Source organism: Rhodococcus mengyinensis (assembly GCF_048381435.1).
Lineage (GTDB): Bacteria > Actinomycetota > Actinomycetes > Mycobacteriales > Mycobacteriaceae > Rhodococcus_F > Rhodococcus_F opacus_D.
Genome location: NZ_JBLWIT010000137.1, coordinates 1 through 18,032, shown reverse-complemented (window position 1 = coordinate 18,032; position 18,032 = coordinate 1). Strand labels below are relative to the sequence as shown.

Genomic DNA, 18,032 nt, shown 5'->3' with positions numbered 1-18,032 from the left:
CCTTCAGCGTCCGGTGGCCGCCGGAACCTGCGCGAGCACCTCCCGGGTGGCGGCGACCAGCCGCGCGAGCCACGCGTCCGTGCCGGCGGCCCGCCGGAGCGGCTCGTTGGGGAGTTCGATGCTCACCGGGAGACCCGCCGGCAACGTCGACCAGATGTCGGCGAGCGGGATGCCACCCGACCCCGGAACCAGCCGCTCTTCGCGGGCCTGACGGATCAGTTCGGCGTCGTCCGTGGGCGCGGGCACCGAGCCGTCGCACATCTGGGCGTAGTGCAGCCATTCCCGCGGAATCGCCGCCAGGTCGTCGAGCGTGGTGCTCGACCGTCCCACGTGCAGCCCGTCCACCAGCACGCTGCGCGCCGGCCCGTCGGCCTGCGACACGATCTCGACCGCGGTGGTCGCGTCGGGCACGGCCGTCCACGGCATGAACTCGAGGCTCGCGACGATGCCGTACTGCGCGCACAGTTCCGCGAGCCGGGCATAGGAGTCGGTGAGCCGGGAACGGTCGCGGTCGTCGCCGCCGACGAGCACGGCCTTCGCACCGAGGCGTGCGCCCGCCTCGAGCAGCGGAACGTACGACTTCGGGTCGAAATCGGCTCCCAGCCGGATGATTTCGAGGTCGAACACCTCTATCGGCGAATCGTCGAGACGACGGATCAGCGTGTCGAGGGCGGCGTCGTCCTCGTGCAGCGGGTAGGCGGTGGTGCCGGGCGCGGCGGGCAGCAGCCGGATGCCGATGGTGTCGAAGCCGTGCTTCTCGGCGAGGTCCACCTGCTGCAGCGGCGCGGTGTCGAGCACGGTGAGTGCGGCGAGGCCGAGTGGGGCGGTCATCGCTGATCTCCTGTCGTCGAGGCGAGGCGGCGACCGGTGAGGTAGCCGAAGGTCATGGCCGGGCCGAGGTTGATGCCGCCGGACGGGTAGTGGCCGCCCATGACGCTGGACTGGTCGACCCCGACGGCGAACAACCCGTCGATCGGCTGGTCGTCGTCGTTCAGCACCCGGGACGTCGCGTCGGTGACCAGACCGGCGAACGTGCCGAAGCTGCCGGGCACCACCTTGACCGCGTAGAACGGGCCCTCCTCGAGCGGTGCGAGGGAGGGGTTGGGCCACGGATTGTCCGGGTCTCCCGACCCGATGGTGAACGGGGTGGTGCCACGACCGAACTCGGGGTCGACGCCGTCGCGGGCGCCCTCGTTGAACGCTGCGACCGTCTTCTCCAGGCCGTCGGGGTCGACGCCGATCTTCTCGGCCAGCTCGCGCACCGTGCGGCCGCGGGTGAGGTAGCCGGACTTCAGGTACGGCCACGTGGGGATCGGCAGCGGCTTGGCCATGCCGAGCGGGAAGTACCGCAGGTACCGCTGGTCGGCGATCAACCAGGAGCAGACCTCGTCGCCGTCGGGGACCTGGTCGATCATCGCAAGAGTGTAGTCGTGGTAGCCGAGGGCCTCGTTGACGAAGCGGCGGCCGTCGGCGAGAACGCCGATGGCGCCGGGCTTTCCGCGGTCGAGGATGTGCGGGAACACGCCCTCCTTGCCGTTGCGGTATCGAATGATCGACACCGGGCAGTACGCCACCGGCGATGCGACCGAGCGGTCGAGTCGCCCGCCGACCGACTCGCCGAGGGTGATGCCGTCGCCGGTGGTCGTGGGCGGGGTGAGGGTCCAGTGTTCACGGCCCGTGGGCGTGCGGGGGAAGAGTTCGCGGCGCCGGTCGACGTCGCGACTGAAGCCGCCCGTCGCGAGGACGACTCCGCGGCGGGCGGACACGGAGTAGGCCCCGTCCGGGCCCTCCAGCCGGACACCGGTGACACTGCCCGCGGAGTCGGTGGTCAGCGCGGTGGCGGCCGTGCTCACGCGAATCTCGACGCCGGCGTCGAGCGCCGACCGCAGCAGCCGGCCGACGAGTGCGGTGCCGTTGACGAGTTGCTGGCCGCGGCGTGTGGTGACGAGGTCGAGCAGGTGCGTGGACACCCTGCGGGCGCAGTGCACGAACGCCTTTGCCGAACGCGTCGAGTGCAGGAAGGCCTGCAGGTCCGGGCCGGCCATGATGCCCATGCCGAGGAACGACGTCTCGTAGAGCTGCCGCCGGAGCAGCGCCGCGACGTCGGGGCCGAGTTTCCGCAGGCTCACCGGCTTCGGCCCGACGGAGCGGTGCCCCGTGCCCGCTCCCGGTGTGTCGCCGTGGATGTCGGCGATCTTCGCGCCCGGAACGAACTGCAGCGCCGTCTTCGTCTCGAAGAACTCCACCATCTCGGGTGCTCCGTCGAGCAGGGCGTCGACCTTGGCGGCGTCGAAGTTCTCGCCGAGTCGGTGCTCGAGATAGGTGCGCGGCAGCGAGCGGTCCTCGTTCACGCCGTCCGCCTGCGCGAACAGGTTCCGCGGCGCCCACATCCAGCCGCCGGACCATGCCGTCGCGCCGCCGCACGTGTCCGCCTTCTCAACGACGAGGACGGAGGCGCCCCCGTCGGCTGCGGCGACGGCGGCGGACAGACCGCCCGCTCCGGAGCCGATGACGACGACGTCATAGGTGGCGGTGGTGTGTTCGGGGGTCATAGCGTCTCCTGAGCGGATGTTGTTGCGAAAGTCGGTGCGGGCGTGAGGTCGACGACCCGGCCGGTGCGCGAGGACTCGTAGATCGCCGCGATGATCGCCAGCGAGGCGCGCGCATCACGTCCGGTGACGGCGGGGTCGCGACCGGCCAGGACGGCGTCCGCGAAGTCCTGCACCTGGAGTGTGTGGAAGTCGGCGAGTCCGGCGTTGACTTCCGTGACGTCGAGATTGGCACGGACGCCGGGTGTGAACGGGGTGCGGAACTCGACTTCGCCGGGGACCGTCCAGATCTCGTTGACGCCCTCCCTACCCTCCGGGAACTCGAGGACGCTCGCAATCGCACCGGTCTGCCCGATCACGGTGACCCGGTTGCCGAGGTTGTGGTTGGCGCCGGTGGTCGCGGTGACGGTCGCCGTGCCGCCCGACGCGAACGAGACGACGGCGGACGCACTGTCCTCGGTCTCGATGTGGTCGCCGTGCGTGTGGGTGCGGATGAAGCCGCTCACCGAGACGGCCTCACCCATGAACCATTGGAGCATGTCGATCTGGTGGACGGCCTGTGTCATCAGGACTCCGCCGCCGTCGGTGTCCCACCGTCCGCGCCACTCGTCGGCGGAGTAGTAGGACGACGGGCGGTGCAGGAGCACCGACGCCTCACCGAGCACCGGAACGCCGATCCGGCCGTCGTCGATGGCCGTCCTGATGCGTTTCGCGGCCGGCCAGAACCGGCGCTGGAACAGCACACCGAACGTGATGCCGGCGTGGTCGGCGGCCGCGATCATCCGGTCTGCCGCGGCGACGTCGACCGCGATCGGCTTCTCGCACAGCACGTGGATCCCGGCCTCCGCCGCCGCGACGACCACCTGCTCGTGCACCGGATGCGGGGTGCAGACGGTGCACGCATCGAGGCCGAGGGCGATCAGCTCCTCCACCGAACCGACGGCCCGCGCGATACCGTGTGCGGCCGCGAACTCGCGGGCGCGGTCGACGTCGGGGTCGCAGCAGCCGACCACGTCGACGCCGGGCACCTGCTGCAGCGCCCGGGCGTGGTTGCCGGCGATCTTTCCGCAGCCGACGATGCCGATACGTAGTGCCATCAGTAGTGCTCCTCCGTTTCGACGTCCCGGGCCGCGGATTCGCCGCGGTCGAGACGGTTCAGGGCGTCGACGTCCGCGGCGGTGAGCCGCACGTCGAGGGCGGCCAGGTTCTCGGCCTGACGCGCGGGATTCGCGGATCTCGCGATCGGCACGACACCCTGCGCGAAGTGCCAGGCCAGGACCACCTGCGCGGCGGTGCGGTCGAGGCGCCGGGCGATGTCGGTGACCTCGGGTGAGCCGAGCACCTCGCCGCGGCCCAGTGGGCTCCACGACTGCGTGAACACGCCGAGTTCGTCGTTCGCGCGCCGGACCGGCAGCCGGGCGAGTGACGGGTCCATCTGGATCTGGTTGACCGCCGGCGCTTCTCCGGTTTCGGTGAGGACGCGACGCAGGTGCGTCTCCAGGAAGTTGGAGACGCCGACGTAGCGGACGAGGCCGGCGTCGCGGCACGCGAGCATCGCCTCGAACGCCGCCACGTACCGGTCGTGGCGTGGCAGTGGCCAGTGGATGAGGAACAGGTCGAGCCGATCGAGTCCCAGAGTCTTCAGGCTGCGCTCGACCGCGCCGCGGATGTCACCCGACACGTGATCGCTCCCACGCAGTTTCGTGGTGACGAACAGCTCCTCGCGGGGCAGTCCGCACTCCGCGAGCGCAACCCCCACGGCGTCCTCGTTGTCGTAGACCGTGGCGGTGTCGACGAGCCGGTAGCCGGCCTCGATGCCGGACAGCACGGCCCGGGTGGCGTCCGGTCCGGTCAGTGGCCAGATCCCGAGACCGAGGGGCGGGATGTCCATCATGCGCTGACCTCCTCGCGGGCTTCGGCGGCCGCGGTGATCTTCGCGGCGACGTCGGCTGCGGTGACGAGAGCGGCGTGGATGGAGCCGCCGTCGCCACTCGCGTCACCGACCGTGTGGACGCCGAGTCGCGGTGCCAGCGACCGCACCGCGGCGAGCAGGTCGGTACGCGGCTCGACGCCGTGCGAGATCAGCAGTTCGCCGGGGGCGTCGACCACCCGCTCTTCTCCGGCGGTCGAGATCACCACCCGGTCTTCCTCGATCCGCGTCATGATCGACGACAGGTGGGTGGTGAGGTTCGCACTCGCCGCGAGCCGCGGCAGCAGCACGATCTTTCCGCGCCGGCCGACGTCGTGGGCGATCGTCTCCTGCGGGCCGATCATGACCACCTTCGTGCCGTGCTGGAGCAGGTCGTCGGCGACCGCGGCCGCTTCCCGGTCGGCGCCGAAGATCGTGATCGCCTCGGGTGCGGGGTCTCCGGATTCCAGGAACTCGCGGACGTCGCGGACCCTCCGGGTGTCGGCCCCGGGGAGGTCGACCTCGGGTCCGCGGCCGCCCGTTGCGAGCACGACGGCGTCGAAGTCGAGTTCCGCCAGTGCGGCGGCGTCGACCCGCGTGCCGGTGTGGCAGGTGATGTCGAGGTCGGCGATCTCGGCGAGGTACCAGTCGACGATCCGTGAGTACTCGGGGTACTCGTGCAGTCGCGAGGCCAGCGCGAAATCGCCACCGAGACTGCCACGTTCGTCGTACAGGTCGACGCGGTGCCCGGCGAGCGCGAGGTCGCGGGCGGCCGCCATGCCCGACGGGCCACCGCCGACGACGGCGACACGCACCGCCACGTCCGCCGGTTTCGACGGCTGCTCGAGTTCGCGGCCCACCCACGGATTGACCGAGCACGGAACGGGTCCGGCGGCGAGGCTGTCGATGCAGTAGTTGCAGGCGATGCAGGGCCGGTACCGGCCGCCGTCCAGCGCGCGGTTCGGGAAGTCCGGGTCGGCGTGCAGGGTGCGGGCCATGCTGACGAAGTCGGCCTGCCCCGATTCGATGATCTGCGCCGCGACCTCGGGTGAGCTGATCCGGCCTGCGACTCCGACGGGGAGGTCGAAGTCCCGCGTGTACTGCTCGGAGTACGGGGCGAGGAGGCCGCGGGGCCACTCGCCGGGTTGGATGATCCACTGCCCGGATTCGTAGTTGCCGGCGGAGACGTCGAGGAAGTCGAGCCGGTCGGTGTCGATCGCGTCGATCCGGGCGCGGGTCGTCTCGGCGTCGAGACCGCCGTCGACGGCCTCGAACGCCGAGAACCGCAGTCCGAGAGCGATACCCGGTGCCATCGTGCGCACGGCGTCGATCACCTTGTTGACGAACAGCGCCGGGTCGGCCCACTCGTCGTCGCGGTGGTTGTACGCCGGCGAGAGGAACTGGTGGATGAGGTAGCCGTGACCGCCGTGCAGCGAGATCACGTCGACCCCGGCCCGCTGACAGCGCGCGGCGGCCTCACCGAAGCATTCGATGATGTGCTCGATATCGTCGCCGTCGAGTTGCTCGGGCATTTCGCCGCCGACCACCGCGCACGGGATCGGTGACGGTGCGACGGGGACGAATCCGCTGACGGAACCCTGCGCGGTGCGGCCGCCGTGATTGAGTTCGACGCCGGCGAGCGCACCCTGCGCGTGGATCGCCGCGGCCATCTTCGCGATGCCCGGGATGCGTTCGTCGACGTCCACGCCCATCTGCCGGATACGGCCCTTGCCGTCGGCCCGCACGTAGCTGGCCTCGGTGAAGACGAGAGCGGCACCGCCCGCCGCACGGCGCTCGAGGTACGCGACGTAGTCGTCGGTCATAGTGCCGTCGACCTCGCAGTAGTTGCGCTCCATCGGCGCCGACACGAAGCGGTTGCGCAGTCGCACGTTACCCAGGTCGAGTGGTGCGGCGAACGGACGCGCGGTCATCGGGACTCCTCGAGAACGGTCGGGGCGCACTGATCGGCGAGCAGTTCGCCCAGGTGACGTCGCATGCGGTCGGGGTCGGGGACGACACCGGTGAGGAGGGCGAACGTGTCGGCCGCCTGAGCGACGAGCATCTGACCGCCGTCGAGCACGTCGCAGCCGAGAGCGGTTGCTGCCGTGACGAGTTCGGTCCGCAGCGGGCGGTAGACGATGTCGGCGACCCACAGTCCGAGATGGAGCGCGTCGGTGTCGAACGGCGTACCCGGATGTCCGACCATGCCGATCGGAGAGGCGTTGACGACGCCGTCGCAGTGCTCCAGGTTCGCTTCGATCGCGTCGAGGGGAATGGCCGTGACCCGCGTCTGCGGGAAGGCCGCCGCGAGGCGCGCGCAGACGTCCGCGGCACGGGCCGGGTCGAGGTCGGCGACCCGCAGGTCCGTCACCCCGGCGGCGGCGAGCGCGTAGGCGACGGCCGAACCGGCACCGCCCGCACCGGCGAGGACGACGCGGCCGAGCGTGGCATCGGGCAGTCCCCGGCGCAGCGCCGCGAGGAATCCGCTGTGGTCGGTGTTGTGACCGATCAACCGCCCGTCGCGGACGACGACGGTGTTGACGGCACCGAGAAGTCGCGCGTTGTCCGACAATTCGTCGAGTGAGTCGACGACCACCTGCTTGCACGGGTGGGTGACGTTGAGTCCGGTGCAGCCCGCCGCGACGGCCTGCCGCAGCGTGTCGCCGGAGTCGTCGACAGGGATGCCCTCCGCCGCGACGTCGATCAGGTCGTAGCGGTAGTCGGTCAGGCCGAGGGCGGCGGCCTCGTGTTCGTGCAGCGCCGGCGACAGGGACGTGGCGATCCCTGCCCCGACGAGGCGGATCCGGTGCCGGGTGGATACGGGGTGCATGACAATCTCCTGCAGTGAAGGGCGGGGCCGGTCAGGCGTCGTTGCGGACGAGCGTCTGGTGCCGGGCGCCGACCGTCGTCGTGCCGGGTTCGCCGAGCTGCTCGGTGGGGGTGCGGTAGGTCTCGGGACCGGTGAGTGCGGCGACCGACGACAGCAGCGCGAAGCCCAGGCACATCCAGGCGACCGGGGTCCAGTTCGCGGTATCTCCCGCCGACAGCCACTGCGCGATGGCCGGGGTGAAGCCGGCGACCAGAAGTCCGAGCATCAGGCTCACGGCCATTCCGGTGTACCGGACCTTGGCGGGGAACTGCTCGGGGAAGTATGCGGGGTACACGCCGTTGGGCATCGCATAGAACAGGCCGATCAGGACGATGCCGGCCGCGAACACCATCGGCGCGCTGCCGGTTCCGATCGCGTGGAAGAACACGAACACCATGCCCGCGGCGCCGACGGCGCCCGTCACGAACACCGGTTTGCGGCCGATCCGGTCGGCGAGCATTCCGAACAGCGGCTGGGTGAGGACCGCGACGAAGTTGGCGGTGGCGATGGCCCACAGCATCGTGGAGCGTTCGAGCCCGGCGACCTGCACCGCGTAGGCCAACGCGAAGACGTTGACGATGGTGTTGATCATCGCGAACGTCGCGCTGAGGCTGATGCGGATCACGGTGCGCCAGTGCGAGCGGAACATCTCGACGACGGGGATGCCCGCCGTGTCGTCGTGCTCCTTCAGCTCTTCGAAGACCTCCGGCTCGTCGAGCTTGCGACGCAGCCAGACCGCAACACCCGTCACGACGATGCTGAGCAGGAAGGGCACACGCCAGCCCCACGAGTAGAGCGCGTCGTCCGGCAGCGCGGCCACGGGAATGAACACCAGGCTCGAGATGACGATGCCGAACATGATGCCGCTCATGGTGAACGAGGTGTAGAACGAACGACGGTTGTCCGGTGCGTGTTCGAGCGTCAGCGCGGACGATCCTGGCGATTCGCCGCCGGCGGACAGGCCCTGCAGCAATCGCAGGAGCACCAGGATGATGGGCGCGGCGATACCGATCTGTTCGTACGTGGGCAGGCAGCCGACGACCACGGTCGCGATACCCATGAGCAGGAGGCACGCCAGCAGCGAATTCTTGCGCCCGTATCGATCCCCGAGATGTCCCCACAGCACTGCGCCGAGTGGGCGCGCGATGTACGCCACGCCGAGCGTGCCGATCGACAGCAGGGTCGCCGTGGCTCCTCCGCCCGGGAAGAAGATTCGCGGGAAGACCAGCGCTGCCGCGGATCCGTAGATGAAGAAGTCGTAGTACTCCAGCGTGCTGCCGAGGAATCCCGAGACGGCGGCCCGGCGGGCGTTCTCGTTCGGTTGTCCCTCGGTGTCGCGAGTGGAAGTGCTTGCCATGGTGTTCCTTTCGTCCCAAGGATCCGGTGCGCCGCGAGGCTTCCTTCGGAGGAGATCCACCTCACACGAAGTTCCGGACCGTGACGAGCGTGTCATGGCGAACTATGCGCAGTCCAGCGCAAAAAAAGTCTTAGATATAGACCGAAAATGTCCTAATCGGGAGTCGGGAGAATGTCCTCCGAGACCGCGAGGGCCACCCGGAGCGCGTCGGAGACCCGACGCGGTGACCAGGCGAGCCCGTGGTTCATGTAGATCGGCTCGCCGGTGAGCGGCACGAACACCGTGCCCGGGGGCGTGAGCGCGGCAATGCCCGACGTCATGAGCGCCACGCCGACACCCGTCGCCACCAGCATCAGGATCATGTACGGATCGGTGATCTCCTGCACCACGCGGGGACGGAACCCCGCATCGACGCAGGCCCGCATCGCGACCTCCTGCAATGCCGAACCGGCCGACAGCGGTGTCGTGACGAAGCCGTCTTCGGCCAGGTCGCGCAGATCGATCTCCGGCTCGGACGCGAGCGGGTGGTCCGCCGGGAGCACGGCCCCGAACGGCTCGCGGCGGATCAACCGGGTGGACACCGAGGCCGTCTCGACGGGAAGGCCGACGAACGCGAGATCGAGTGCACCACTGTCCAGTTGGGTGATGGCGTCACGGGTCATGATGCGTCCGACGAGGGTGAGTTCGATGTCGGGGTAGCGCTGCCGGAGCGCGCGGGTGAGCGGGGGCAGGGACAGGTGATTGAGCACGCCCGTGAAGCCGATCTTGATGCGGCCGTACACGCCCCCGGCGGACGCACGGGTGGCCTGCCGCGCGATGTCGACGCTCTCGAGAATCCGGTACGCGTGCGGCAGGAACGTGTGTCCGGCCGACGTCAGGGCGACACTGCGGGTGCTCCGCTCGAACAACGGCACGCCGATGTCCTTCTCGAGTTTGCGCACCGTCTGACTCAGCGGCGACTGGGCCATCTGGAGTCGCGCCGCGGCCCTGCCGAAATGCAGTTCTTCGGCGACGGCGACGAACGCTTGCAGCCAGCGAATCTCCATCGGATTCCCTTCGGCGAGTTTGACGAGTGTTGCTCAGCCCATATATTCCAATTCATACACAGTGTGAATCGGATCATACCGATTTCGCACATAGAACAAGACTACTGCGCACACAGTCGCGAGGAGAAAACACCATGTCCACGTATCCCGAGGGCGCCACCGCGCTCGTCACCGGCGGCGCGAGCGGAATCGGCGCGGCGTGCGCGAAACGCCTCGCCGACGCCGGGGTCCGCGTCGTCACCGCCGACGTCGCCACGGGGGCCGACGAGCACCTCGACGTCACCGACGCCGACGCCGTCGAGAAACTCGCCGCCCGGCTCGGCCGTGTCGACATCCTCGTCAACAGCGCCGGCGTCGTGGGACCGTCCGCTCCCCTGGTGGACGTCGATCTCGAGGACTGGCGCCGCACGTTCCGGATCAACGTCGACGGGACATTCCTCCTCTGCCGCGCGTTCGTGCCGGCCATGACCGGCGCCGGCTGGGGGCGGGTCGTGAATCTGGCGAGCATCGCGGCGAAGGACGGGAATCCCAACCAGAGCGCCTACTCGGCGTCGAAGGCCGCCGTGATCGCGCTGACGAAATCGCTCGGCAAGGAGGTCGCGAAGACCGGTGTCCTGGCCAACGTGGTGGCACCCGCCGCGGTGGAGAGCCCGATGAATGCCGGCACCGACCCGGCGATCCTCGCGCGGTCGCAGAGCCTGACCCCGATGGCCCGGATGGGACGGCCCGAGGAGATCGCCGAACTCGTCGCATGGCTGTGCTCGGAAGCGCTCAGCTTCTCGACCGGCGCCGTCTACGACGCCAGCGGTGGCCGGGCGTCGTACTAGCGCGACACTCGCTCCAGCCAGTTCGGCAATGGCACCGCCATCTTCACCAACGACGACGGCGGCGCCGCCCGACAGTTCCAGAACGAGGTCGAGGTCGGCACGGTCGGCATCGACGTCCCCGTCCCCACCGCGTACCACTCCTTCGGTGGCTGGAAGAACCCCCTCTTCGGCGACACCCACTCCCACGCAACCGGTTTGGCGCCAACCGGTGTGATCGCTTCGGTGCTCGCGTCCCCGCCGCCGTTGCTCACGATGACGAACTCCGAGGTGGCGCCCGCATGCACCTCGGCGTGGTCACCCACATTCACATGCGTGCGACTTCCAGGATTTTCGGTCCTCCCCTGTCTCTCCGCGCGCACGAATTCCCGGTCAGCCTCGATTCTCGTGCCCCGGCCCGTGCAAATCCTCGTTGCTGTGCGAATCGCGAACCCACTCGACGGTAGATGCGAACCTGCACGTCAGCACGCCGAATAGGCGCGGGGTCCTGAGCCGTCCGCGCGTGCGGTGGTCACTTTCGCGATCAATCCCTCTCACATCTCGATGCCTTGACAACGGCGATGCAGTGTGACCACCATTACTGCATCATGTGATAGAGGTTATCACAGTATGAGAGGAAATTATGAAGGTTGCGATCCTCGGCTTGGGTGAAGCCGGAAGTCTCTACTCGTCGGGATTCCTCGCGAAGGGCTGGGAGGTGACCGGGTTCGACCCGGCCGACACCGCCACTCCCGCGGGAGTGCTGCGCTTCGACGACGTCGCCGACACCGTGCGGGGTGCGGATCTGGTGCTGAGTCTGACCAGCGCGAAGGTGGCGGTGCGGGCGGCGCTCGACGCCGCACCGCATCTGTCGGCCGGCATTTGCTACGCGGACATGAATGCCGCGCCGGCCGAGATCAAGGCGCAGGTCGCCGACGTGGTCGGCGCGGCAGGCGCTGCGTTCGCCGATGTCGCGGTGGTCGGGTCCGTCCCCGCCCACGGGGCGCGTACCGCTCTGGTGGTCAGTGGCGACGGATCGACCGCGGCGGCCGCCTATTTCGAGGCACTCGGCGCCGCGGTCGAGGACATCTCCGGTGCGCCCGGGGACGCGTCGAACCGCAAGCTGCTGCGCAGCGCGTTCATGAAGGGCCTCGGCGCGTTGATCGTCGAATCGGTCGATGCCGGGATCGCTGCCGACGCCGAGCAATGGGTGCGTGCGCAGATCGCCGGTGAGCTGTCCGGCAGCTTCTCGGCCCTGGACCGGCTGCGGGACGGCACCCGCAAGCACGCCGCCCGACGCTCGGTGGAGGCGGCCGCCTCGGTCGAGCTCCTCGACATCCTTGGGGTCCGCCCGGTCCTCGCGTCCGCGACGGCCGAGGTGCACCGCACCCTCGCCGATGCGAATGGACGCGCCACCGACGAGTTGCTCGAGGCCTACGCCGGGCTCCCGGTCGCCAACATCGGCGACGCCCGCCAGCGCATGGGCATGGTCGATTCGGGTATCCATGCCATGTGGAAGGGTGCACGGATCGTCGGCCGTGCCCGCACGGTGTGGACCCGGGCCGGCGACAACAAGGCGCTGCACGAGGCGCTGGCGAAGGTGCAGCCTGGTGAGGTGATTGTCATCAACGGACAGGGCGACCAGAACCGGGCCTTGATGGGTGAGTTGATCGCCGAACGCGCCCGCTCCCGCGGCTGCGTCGGCATGATCATCGACGGCGCCGCCCGCGACATCGATGTCCTGCAGGAGATCGGATTCGGTGTGTGGGCCCGCGCGGTGAACCCGTCCGGCCCCTACAAGGACGGCCCCGGCAAGATCGACGTCCCGGTCGCGGTCGGCGGTGTCGTCTGCGCACCCGGCGATCTGGTCGTCGCGGACGACGACGGCGTCATCATCATCCCGGCGGCCGAAGCGTTCACCAGCCTTGCGGGTGGCCGGGCGGTCGAAGCCGACGAGGCGCAGCGTCGCGCCGCGATCATCGCCGCCCGTAAGGTCGCGGCATGATTGCCATCTGGGCGTTGCTGGCGTTCATCGCGTCCATCGTCTTCTGGAATGCGGTGCTCAAACGCAACATCGGTGAGGCGATGATCGTCGGGTTCGTCGTCGTCGGGGCCTTCGCCGGCCGTGACGCCCCGAAGTACATGTGGGAGGGCTTCGTCAATTCGATGCAGGAGGAAGTGACCTTCGCCGGGCTGGCGTTCATCTTCATGAGCTTCATCCTCGCGAAGACCCCGGTGCTGGACCGGCTCATCGACATCCTCAACTCGTTCCTCGGCCGCCTGCGCGGCGGCCCGATCTACACGTCCACCGTCGCCGGCGGCATGTTCGGTGCCATCGCGCATGTCGGCGCCTCGGTCACCGCCGCGGTCGGCTCGGTCACCGTGCCGTGGATGAAACGCTCCGGCGTGAGCGGCGAACTGTCCGCGACAGTGGTCGCCGGCTGCGCGGGCATGGGCGTGACGTTCCCGTTCAGTGCGACCATGTTCATCCTGGTCGGGTCGAGCACCGTCACCGGGATGATGGCCGCGGACGACATCATCGTTCCGCTCGCCATCGCCGGCCTCTGGTGTCTCGGCTACCGGCTGGTGCTGAGCTACTACCTGGTCCGCAAGAACGGCCTGCAGCCGATCGCCCCGGAGGACCGGATCCCGGTCAAGCGGAGCCTGCGGGTCGGGTGGACCTCGCTGTTGCTGTTCGTCCCGATCCTGATCCCGCTGCTGCTCACCCGCGGTCCGATCGCCGCACCCATCGCGCACTACACCGACCTGGTGATGTCGAATGCTCTGAGCCTGATCACCTGGATCCCCGTCCTGATGATCCTGCTGGTGCTCTTCCTCGGGCGCCGGCACCTGCCCAAAACCAGCACGGGCTGGTGGAAAGTCCTCGGCGACGCCGCCCCCCAGTTCGGCGTCATCGGTATCACCATCGTTGCCGCGTTCTCCGCGTCGGCGGTGCTCGCCAAGCTGAAACTGCCTCAGCAGTTGACCGCGATGCTCGAAAGCCTCAGCGCACCGTCCTGGCTGATGGCGATCCTCGTCGGGATCATCATCGTCATCATCGCGATCCCGCTGACCGCCTCTGCCACCATGGCCTCGGTCGGCCCCGTCGCCGTCGCCGCCCTGGTCGGCACCGGTATCGCCGCCCCCGTCGCCGCGGCCGCCGTCTTGGTCTTCGCGTCCACCGAGGGCGCCTCCCCGCCCTCGGGCGCTCCCATCTACGTCGCCTCCGGTATCGCCCGGATCGACCCGTCGAAGATCTTCATGCCACTCCTGAAGTACTACTGCATTCCCATCCTCGGCATCGGGGTACTGATCGCCCTCGGCCTCCTCCCCGTCTAATCCCGCGACAGGACACGTCATGTTCCAGAAAAGCTTCTCTACCCTCTTCCGCATCAGCGTCGTCGCGTTCCTGCTCGGCGGACTGGCGATCGTGCTCGGCCAATCCGTCGGACTGATCCTCGGAGACGGCGTCGTCGTCACCCACGTCGAGGAACTGCTCGCCCCTTACGCCTACGGTGCCGCAGGCGTCGCCGGACTGCTCGCCTTCGTCTTGTCGTACTTCCACCACGGCGGAGAGGAGGACGCCCTCGGAAACGAGGACTCTCCCGCCCGCACCGCCGAACACGTCGGATGACCAGGCGGATGAGCACGATCGGTGCCGACTCCACCTACGCCGACCTGTGCGCCCGCACCGACGGCGCCCCGGCCGGGTCGAGTTGGGGAGTCTTCGACAACCGGGGGACGGCGAACTTCGCCGGCCCCGAGCAGGTCCGCGACGCCGCCACCCTGGTCACCCGGGGTGCGGTGTTCGCCCTCGACTATCCGCTCGGCGCGTTCGACCCACCGATGGCCCGGTCGCGCACGGCGCCGAAGCACACCATCGTCTCCGCGCACGCCGAATCCCGCGACGACCTCCTCGACGGCTTCTACCTGCAAGCCAGCAGTCACCTCGACGGATTGCGCCACCGACGGGTGTCCGGGCACGGCTTCTATGGCGGCATTCCCGACGACCAGGTCACCGAAGGGTCCCCGGCGCTCGGGATCCAGGCCTGGTCGCAGGACCCGATCGTCGGCCGCGGCTTGCTCCTCGACCTCGAAGCGCTTCACGCCGAACGCGGGCATCCCCTCGACCACACCCAGGGTCCGGCGCTCGACCCTGCCGACCTGGACGCCGCCGCGCAGCGCCAAGGCTGCGAGATCCGCGGCGGTGACCTGATTCTCGTCCACACCGGCTGGGCGCACTGGTACCTCACCGCCACCGACGACCAACGCAACGAGGTCCGGACCGGCCGCCGTTCCACCGGCTTCGCACAGAGCCGCTACCTCGCACAGTGGTTGTGGAACAACAAGATCGCCCTCTTCGGCACCGACACCTTCGCCGTCGAAGTTCTCCCCGTCCTCCCCGACAGCCCGTTCACGGAGTCAGCCCCCGAGGATGCCGGCATGATGCACCAGGAACTGATCGGCAAACTCGGTGTCCCCCTCGGCGAACTGTGGAACCTCACCGCACTCGTCGAGGACAGCCGCCGCACCCACACCTGGGACGCCCTGGTCACCGTCAAACCGCTCAACTTCGTCGGCGGGGTCGGTTCGCCCTGCAACGCGACCGCCATTCGCTGACAGGTTTATCGCACAATGATAAGTTTCATCGAAAGTAGGTGAATCGAGGAGGAAACATGGCGGCGCCGACCAACAACATGCGATCACTGGACCGCGCGTTCGACGTGCTCGGTGTCCTCCAGGAGGCCAAGCAGCCCCTGCGGCTCAGCGAAGTCGCCCGCCACGCCTCACTGCACGTCGCCACCGTGCAACGGATCCTCGGCGTGCTCCTCGAACGCGGGTACGCCGCCCGCATCGGCGACACCTACACCGCCGGGCCCGCTGCGCTCGCGGTCGCGCACGCGTTCATGGTCACCAACCCGCTCAGTGTCCTTGCCCAGCCCATGCTGCAGCAGCTCGCCGCGAGTACGGGGTTCACCGCGTCGATGTACGTGAAGGTCGAGTCCTCCCGAGTGCTCATCGCGCGGGTGGAAAGCGACCATCCGCTCAACTACATCCTCCCCGTCGGTGAGCGCCTGCCGCTCTACCTGGGCGGCGCCGGGAAGACGATCCTCGCTCATCTCGACACCGCGGAGGTCGACGAGATCCTCGGCGGTACCGGCGACATGGCATTGGCCAGCGGTGCGACCGTGTCGAAAGCGGAACTGTTCGCCCAACTCGACAAGATCCGCAGCGATGGCTTCGCCGTGTCGGTCAGCGAACGCCTCTACGGCATCGCCTCCGTCACCGCCCCGGTCCGCGCCTCCGACGGCACCCTCGTCGCCGTCCTCGGCGTCACCGGACCCGCCGACACACTGACCGACACCCAGATCGACCACCTGATCCCCGAAGTCCGTCGCGCCGCCACCACTCTCGGCACACGGGTACCCGTCGCCGGCTAGCAGGAGCAATGGCCAAACCTGCACGTAGTCAAGACATCATCGCCTTCGCCCACACCTGAGCACCGTTCGGCGGTGTTCGCCGCACCGGGTCATGTCCGGGCGCCGAGTTTCGAGGAAATCCGCAATGGCCGCTTCTGGCCGTTCCGTGTGGTTGTGCGGCGTAACCTACTTCTACTACTCCGACACCGACATCGCCCGCAGCATCCAGTTCCACCGCGACATCACCGACGCCATCGCCGCACAGAACCGCACCGTCGCCGAATCCCTCATGTCCGCCCACATCGGCGTCGGACATGTCGCCTTCGACGCCGGCCGTTTCGAACAATCACACCCGGACGACTGAGACACCGTTGTCCATCAAAGCCAACGGGGCGGTTCCCCGACTTCACCGTCGATGTTCACGCCGACGGTGCCGCGTCCGGCGGCCCACCGCACGACCGCGGCGAGGGGCCCGGACACCTTCTCCGCCGGCGGTGAATCCTGCTGCACCGGAACCGGTTCACCTCCGTCGACCGCGAGTATCAGGCCGGCGCCGAGGTCCTTGCGCCGCCACATCCCGACGATGTCGGTGAGCAGCGACTCGAGGACCACGTCGGGGAAGTCGCCGAACCGGCCGCCGTTGCCGAGGTCCACCGTATGGATCCACACCTCGCGGGTGCGCATCCACGCCGTCTCCGACACCGGCACCAGACGGCCCTGCGCGGTGCGGACCTGCGCATCCCACGCCGAGGCGGGCAGGTGACGCCACTTCTCGTCCAGCCGGGCCACGGTGTGGTCGAACAGGTTCCGCAACGCCGCCGCCGACAGGGTGGCACCCTCGGCGATCTCCCGGCCCCGCTGCTCCGCCGACGCATACATCGGGGTCTCCACGCCCGACGCCGCCCAGTCCAGCAACCGGCACAACGCGGCCGCGTTATAGCCGACGTGCACCACCAGGTGTCGCCGCGACCACCCCGCCAACCCGGTCGGCTCGGACAGCTGCTCGTCGGACAGCTCGGCCAGGCGCTGCGCGAAGTACGCGGTGCCGCGGCGCGCGATCAGCAACCGCTCGGCCAGGGGAAGATCGTGGAAACCCACCGGGTGCACCCCTACTTGACGATCGTCGTGTTGCGGACGGTGCCCAGGCCCTCGATGGTGACCTCGACGGTCTGCCCGTCCTGAATGTAGAGACCGGGCTTACGCGCGTGCCCCACCCCGCCCGGGGTGCCGGTGATCACCACGTCACCGGGCTGCAACGTCACGATGTGCGAGATGTACTCCACCAGCCTGGCCGGGGTGAACACCAGATCGTCGGTGGTGGTGGACTGCACCACCTGCCCCTCCAATTTCGTGACCAGGGTGCCGCCGAACGTGTACGAGTCGGTGGTCGTCAGGAACGGCCCGAAACCGCTGGTCTTCTCGAACGTCTTGCCCTGATCCCACTGCAGCGTCCGGTACTGGTAGTCGCGCATCGTGTAGTCGTTCATCACCGAATACCCGGCGATGTACTGCTCGGCGTCGGCCTCGGGCACCTGGTACGCCTGCCTGCCGACGACGAACGCCAACTCCCCCTCCCAATCCAACTGGGCGGCGGCATACGACGGGACGATCACGTCGTCGTACGGGCCGGTCAACGCTTCCTTGAATTTCGCGAACAGGGTCGGGTACTGCGGCAGGTCGCGGCCCATCTCCTGGATGTGGTTGGCGTAGTTCAAACCGACGCAGATGATCTTCCCCGGGTGCGGGACCACCGGGGCGTAATCCGCGCCGTCGAGGCTCACGACGTCACCGGACGCGTTCTGCGCGACGGTTTTCCAGTCCGGGTCGGTCAGCAGGGCGGACAGGTCCGGGTACCCGTCGATGATCGTGGCGGTGGTGTCGGAATCGACGCGGACGGCGACGGTGGCGCCGGCGCGGCGCAGGGTGGCAAGCTTCATGGGATTTTCAGGCTCCTTCGGAGATGTACGTGCGGGCAAAGTGCAGGCGCTCGACGATGGGGGCGTCGGAGAACGCGAACAGGTCGAACTCGGTGTCGGCCTCGATCGACCACTCCGTCCAGGACGGGACGACGATCATGTC

Annotated in this window: 17 protein-coding genes and 2 pseudogenes; 8 read left to right on the top strand and 11 right to left on the bottom strand. The window is 68.8% G+C overall.

Annotated features, from left to right (window positions below):
• Positions 1 to 3: 3 nt before the first annotated feature.
• The 8 genes from ACNJ7E_RS34170 to ACNJ7E_RS34135 all read right to left on the bottom strand — a co-directional run bounded on the left by ACNJ7E_RS34170 (position 4) and on the right by ACNJ7E_RS34135 (position 9,730).
• Positions 4 to 831 carry a sugar phosphate isomerase/epimerase family protein gene (locus tag ACNJ7E_RS34170; RefSeq protein WP_418341971.1) on the bottom strand — a complete coding sequence of 276 codons (828 nt, stop codon included), beginning with the start codon at positions 829 to 831 and terminating at the stop codon, positions 4 to 6.
• Positions 828 to 2,552, bottom strand: coding sequence for an FAD-dependent oxidoreductase (locus tag ACNJ7E_RS34165; protein ID WP_418341970.1), 1,725 nt, complete (start codon positions 2,550 to 2,552; stop codon positions 828 to 830). Before ACNJ7E_RS34165 ends, ACNJ7E_RS34170 begins: the two co-directional genes overlap by 4 nt.
• On the bottom strand, positions 2,549 to 3,646 hold the full coding sequence (locus tag ACNJ7E_RS34160; RefSeq protein ID WP_418341969.1) for a Gfo/Idh/MocA family protein: 1,098 nt from the start codon (positions 3,644 to 3,646) through the stop codon (positions 2,549 to 2,551). The genes ACNJ7E_RS34165 and ACNJ7E_RS34160 overlap by 4 nt, the downstream gene beginning before the upstream one ends.
• Complete coding sequence (locus tag ACNJ7E_RS34155) at positions 3,646 to 4,443, bottom strand: aldo/keto reductase (protein WP_418341968.1); 798 nt, start codon at positions 4,441 to 4,443, stop codon at positions 3,646 to 3,648. Before ACNJ7E_RS34155 ends, ACNJ7E_RS34160 begins: the two co-directional genes overlap by 1 nt.
• Entirely contained in the window at positions 4,440 to 6,389 is a 1,950-nt protein-coding gene (locus ACNJ7E_RS34150) for an oxidoreductase (RefSeq protein WP_418341967.1), read from the bottom strand. Before ACNJ7E_RS34150 ends, ACNJ7E_RS34155 begins: the two co-directional genes overlap by 4 nt.
• Positions 6,386 to 7,288, bottom strand: coding sequence for a shikimate dehydrogenase (locus tag ACNJ7E_RS34145; RefSeq protein WP_418341966.1), 903 nt, complete (start codon positions 7,286 to 7,288; stop codon positions 6,386 to 6,388). The genes ACNJ7E_RS34150 and ACNJ7E_RS34145 overlap by 4 nt, the downstream gene beginning before the upstream one ends.
• Positions 7,289 to 7,319: 31 nt before the next feature.
• The gene (locus tag ACNJ7E_RS34140; RefSeq protein ID WP_280782134.1) at positions 7,320 to 8,684 is read right to left on the bottom strand and encodes an MFS transporter; all 1,365 of its coding nucleotides are present in this window, start codon (positions 8,682 to 8,684) and stop codon (positions 7,320 to 7,322) included.
• A gap of 152 nt (positions 8,685 to 8,836) precedes the next feature.
• A complete protein-coding gene (locus ACNJ7E_RS34135) occupies positions 8,837 to 9,730 on the bottom strand; it encodes a LysR family transcriptional regulator (RefSeq protein WP_005252314.1) in 894 nt (297 codons plus the stop codon).
• A 134-nt stretch (positions 9,731 to 9,864) separates the two neighbouring features.
• On the opposite strand from ACNJ7E_RS34135, the gene ACNJ7E_RS34130 reads away from it, so the two are divergent.
• From ACNJ7E_RS34130 to ACNJ7E_RS34095, 8 genes and pseudogenes are all read left to right on the top strand, one after another.
• Complete coding sequence (locus tag ACNJ7E_RS34130; RefSeq protein WP_280782135.1) at positions 9,865 to 10,557, top strand: SDR family NAD(P)-dependent oxidoreductase; 693 nt, start codon at positions 9,865 to 9,867, stop codon at positions 10,555 to 10,557.
• 12 nt (positions 10,558 to 10,569) lie between these two features.
• Positions 10,570 to 10,749 (top strand): annotated as a pseudogene (locus ACNJ7E_RS34125) (aldehyde dehydrogenase family protein); the annotation flags it as partial.
• Positions 10,750 to 11,176: 427 nt separating this feature from the next.
• On the top strand, positions 11,177 to 12,538 hold the full coding sequence (locus ACNJ7E_RS34120) for an RraA family protein (protein WP_283331131.1): 1,362 nt from the start codon (positions 11,177 to 11,179) through the stop codon (positions 12,536 to 12,538).
• Positions 12,535 to 13,872 (top strand): TRAP transporter large permease subunit, encoded by a 1,338-nt coding sequence (locus ACNJ7E_RS34115; protein ID WP_418341965.1) that lies wholly within the window; start codon positions 12,535 to 12,537, stop codon positions 13,870 to 13,872. The genes ACNJ7E_RS34120 and ACNJ7E_RS34115 overlap by 4 nt, the downstream gene beginning before the upstream one ends.
• Before the next feature lie 19 nt (positions 13,873 to 13,891).
• Entirely contained in the window at positions 13,892 to 14,167 is a 276-nt protein-coding gene (locus ACNJ7E_RS34110) for a hypothetical protein (RefSeq protein ID WP_105413413.1), read from the top strand.
• A gap of 8 nt (positions 14,168 to 14,175) precedes the next feature.
• Positions 14,176 to 15,153, top strand: coding sequence for a cyclase family protein (locus tag ACNJ7E_RS34105; protein WP_280782139.1), 978 nt, complete (start codon positions 14,176 to 14,178; stop codon positions 15,151 to 15,153).
• A 56-nt stretch (positions 15,154 to 15,209) separates the two neighbouring features.
• Positions 15,210 to 15,974: an IclR family transcriptional regulator gene (locus tag ACNJ7E_RS34100; protein WP_280782140.1), complete on the top strand. Its 765-nt coding sequence runs from the start codon at positions 15,210 to 15,212 to the stop codon at positions 15,972 to 15,974.
• A gap of 124 nt (positions 15,975 to 16,098) precedes the next feature.
• Positions 16,099 to 16,317, top strand: coding sequence for a hypothetical protein (locus ACNJ7E_RS34095; protein ID WP_280782141.1), 219 nt, complete (start codon positions 16,099 to 16,101; stop codon positions 16,315 to 16,317).
• Positions 16,318 to 16,331: 14 nt separating this feature from the next.
• Here the strand turns inward: ACNJ7E_RS34095 and ACNJ7E_RS34090 are convergent, their stop codons facing one another.
• From ACNJ7E_RS34090 to ACNJ7E_RS34080, 3 genes and pseudogenes are all read right to left on the bottom strand, one after another.
• Positions 16,332 to 17,051: a maleylpyruvate isomerase family mycothiol-dependent enzyme gene (locus tag ACNJ7E_RS34090; protein ID WP_418341964.1), complete on the bottom strand. Its 720-nt coding sequence runs from the start codon at positions 17,049 to 17,051 to the stop codon at positions 16,332 to 16,334.
• An 11-nt stretch (positions 17,052 to 17,062) separates the two neighbouring features.
• On the bottom strand, positions 17,063 to 17,890 hold the full coding sequence (locus tag ACNJ7E_RS34085; RefSeq protein ID WP_418340983.1) for a fumarylacetoacetate hydrolase family protein: 828 nt from the start codon (positions 17,888 to 17,890) through the stop codon (positions 17,063 to 17,065).
• Positions 17,891 to 17,897: 7 nt separating this feature from the next.
• Positions 17,898 to 18,032 (bottom strand): annotated as a pseudogene (locus tag ACNJ7E_RS34080) (cupin domain-containing protein); the annotation flags it as partial.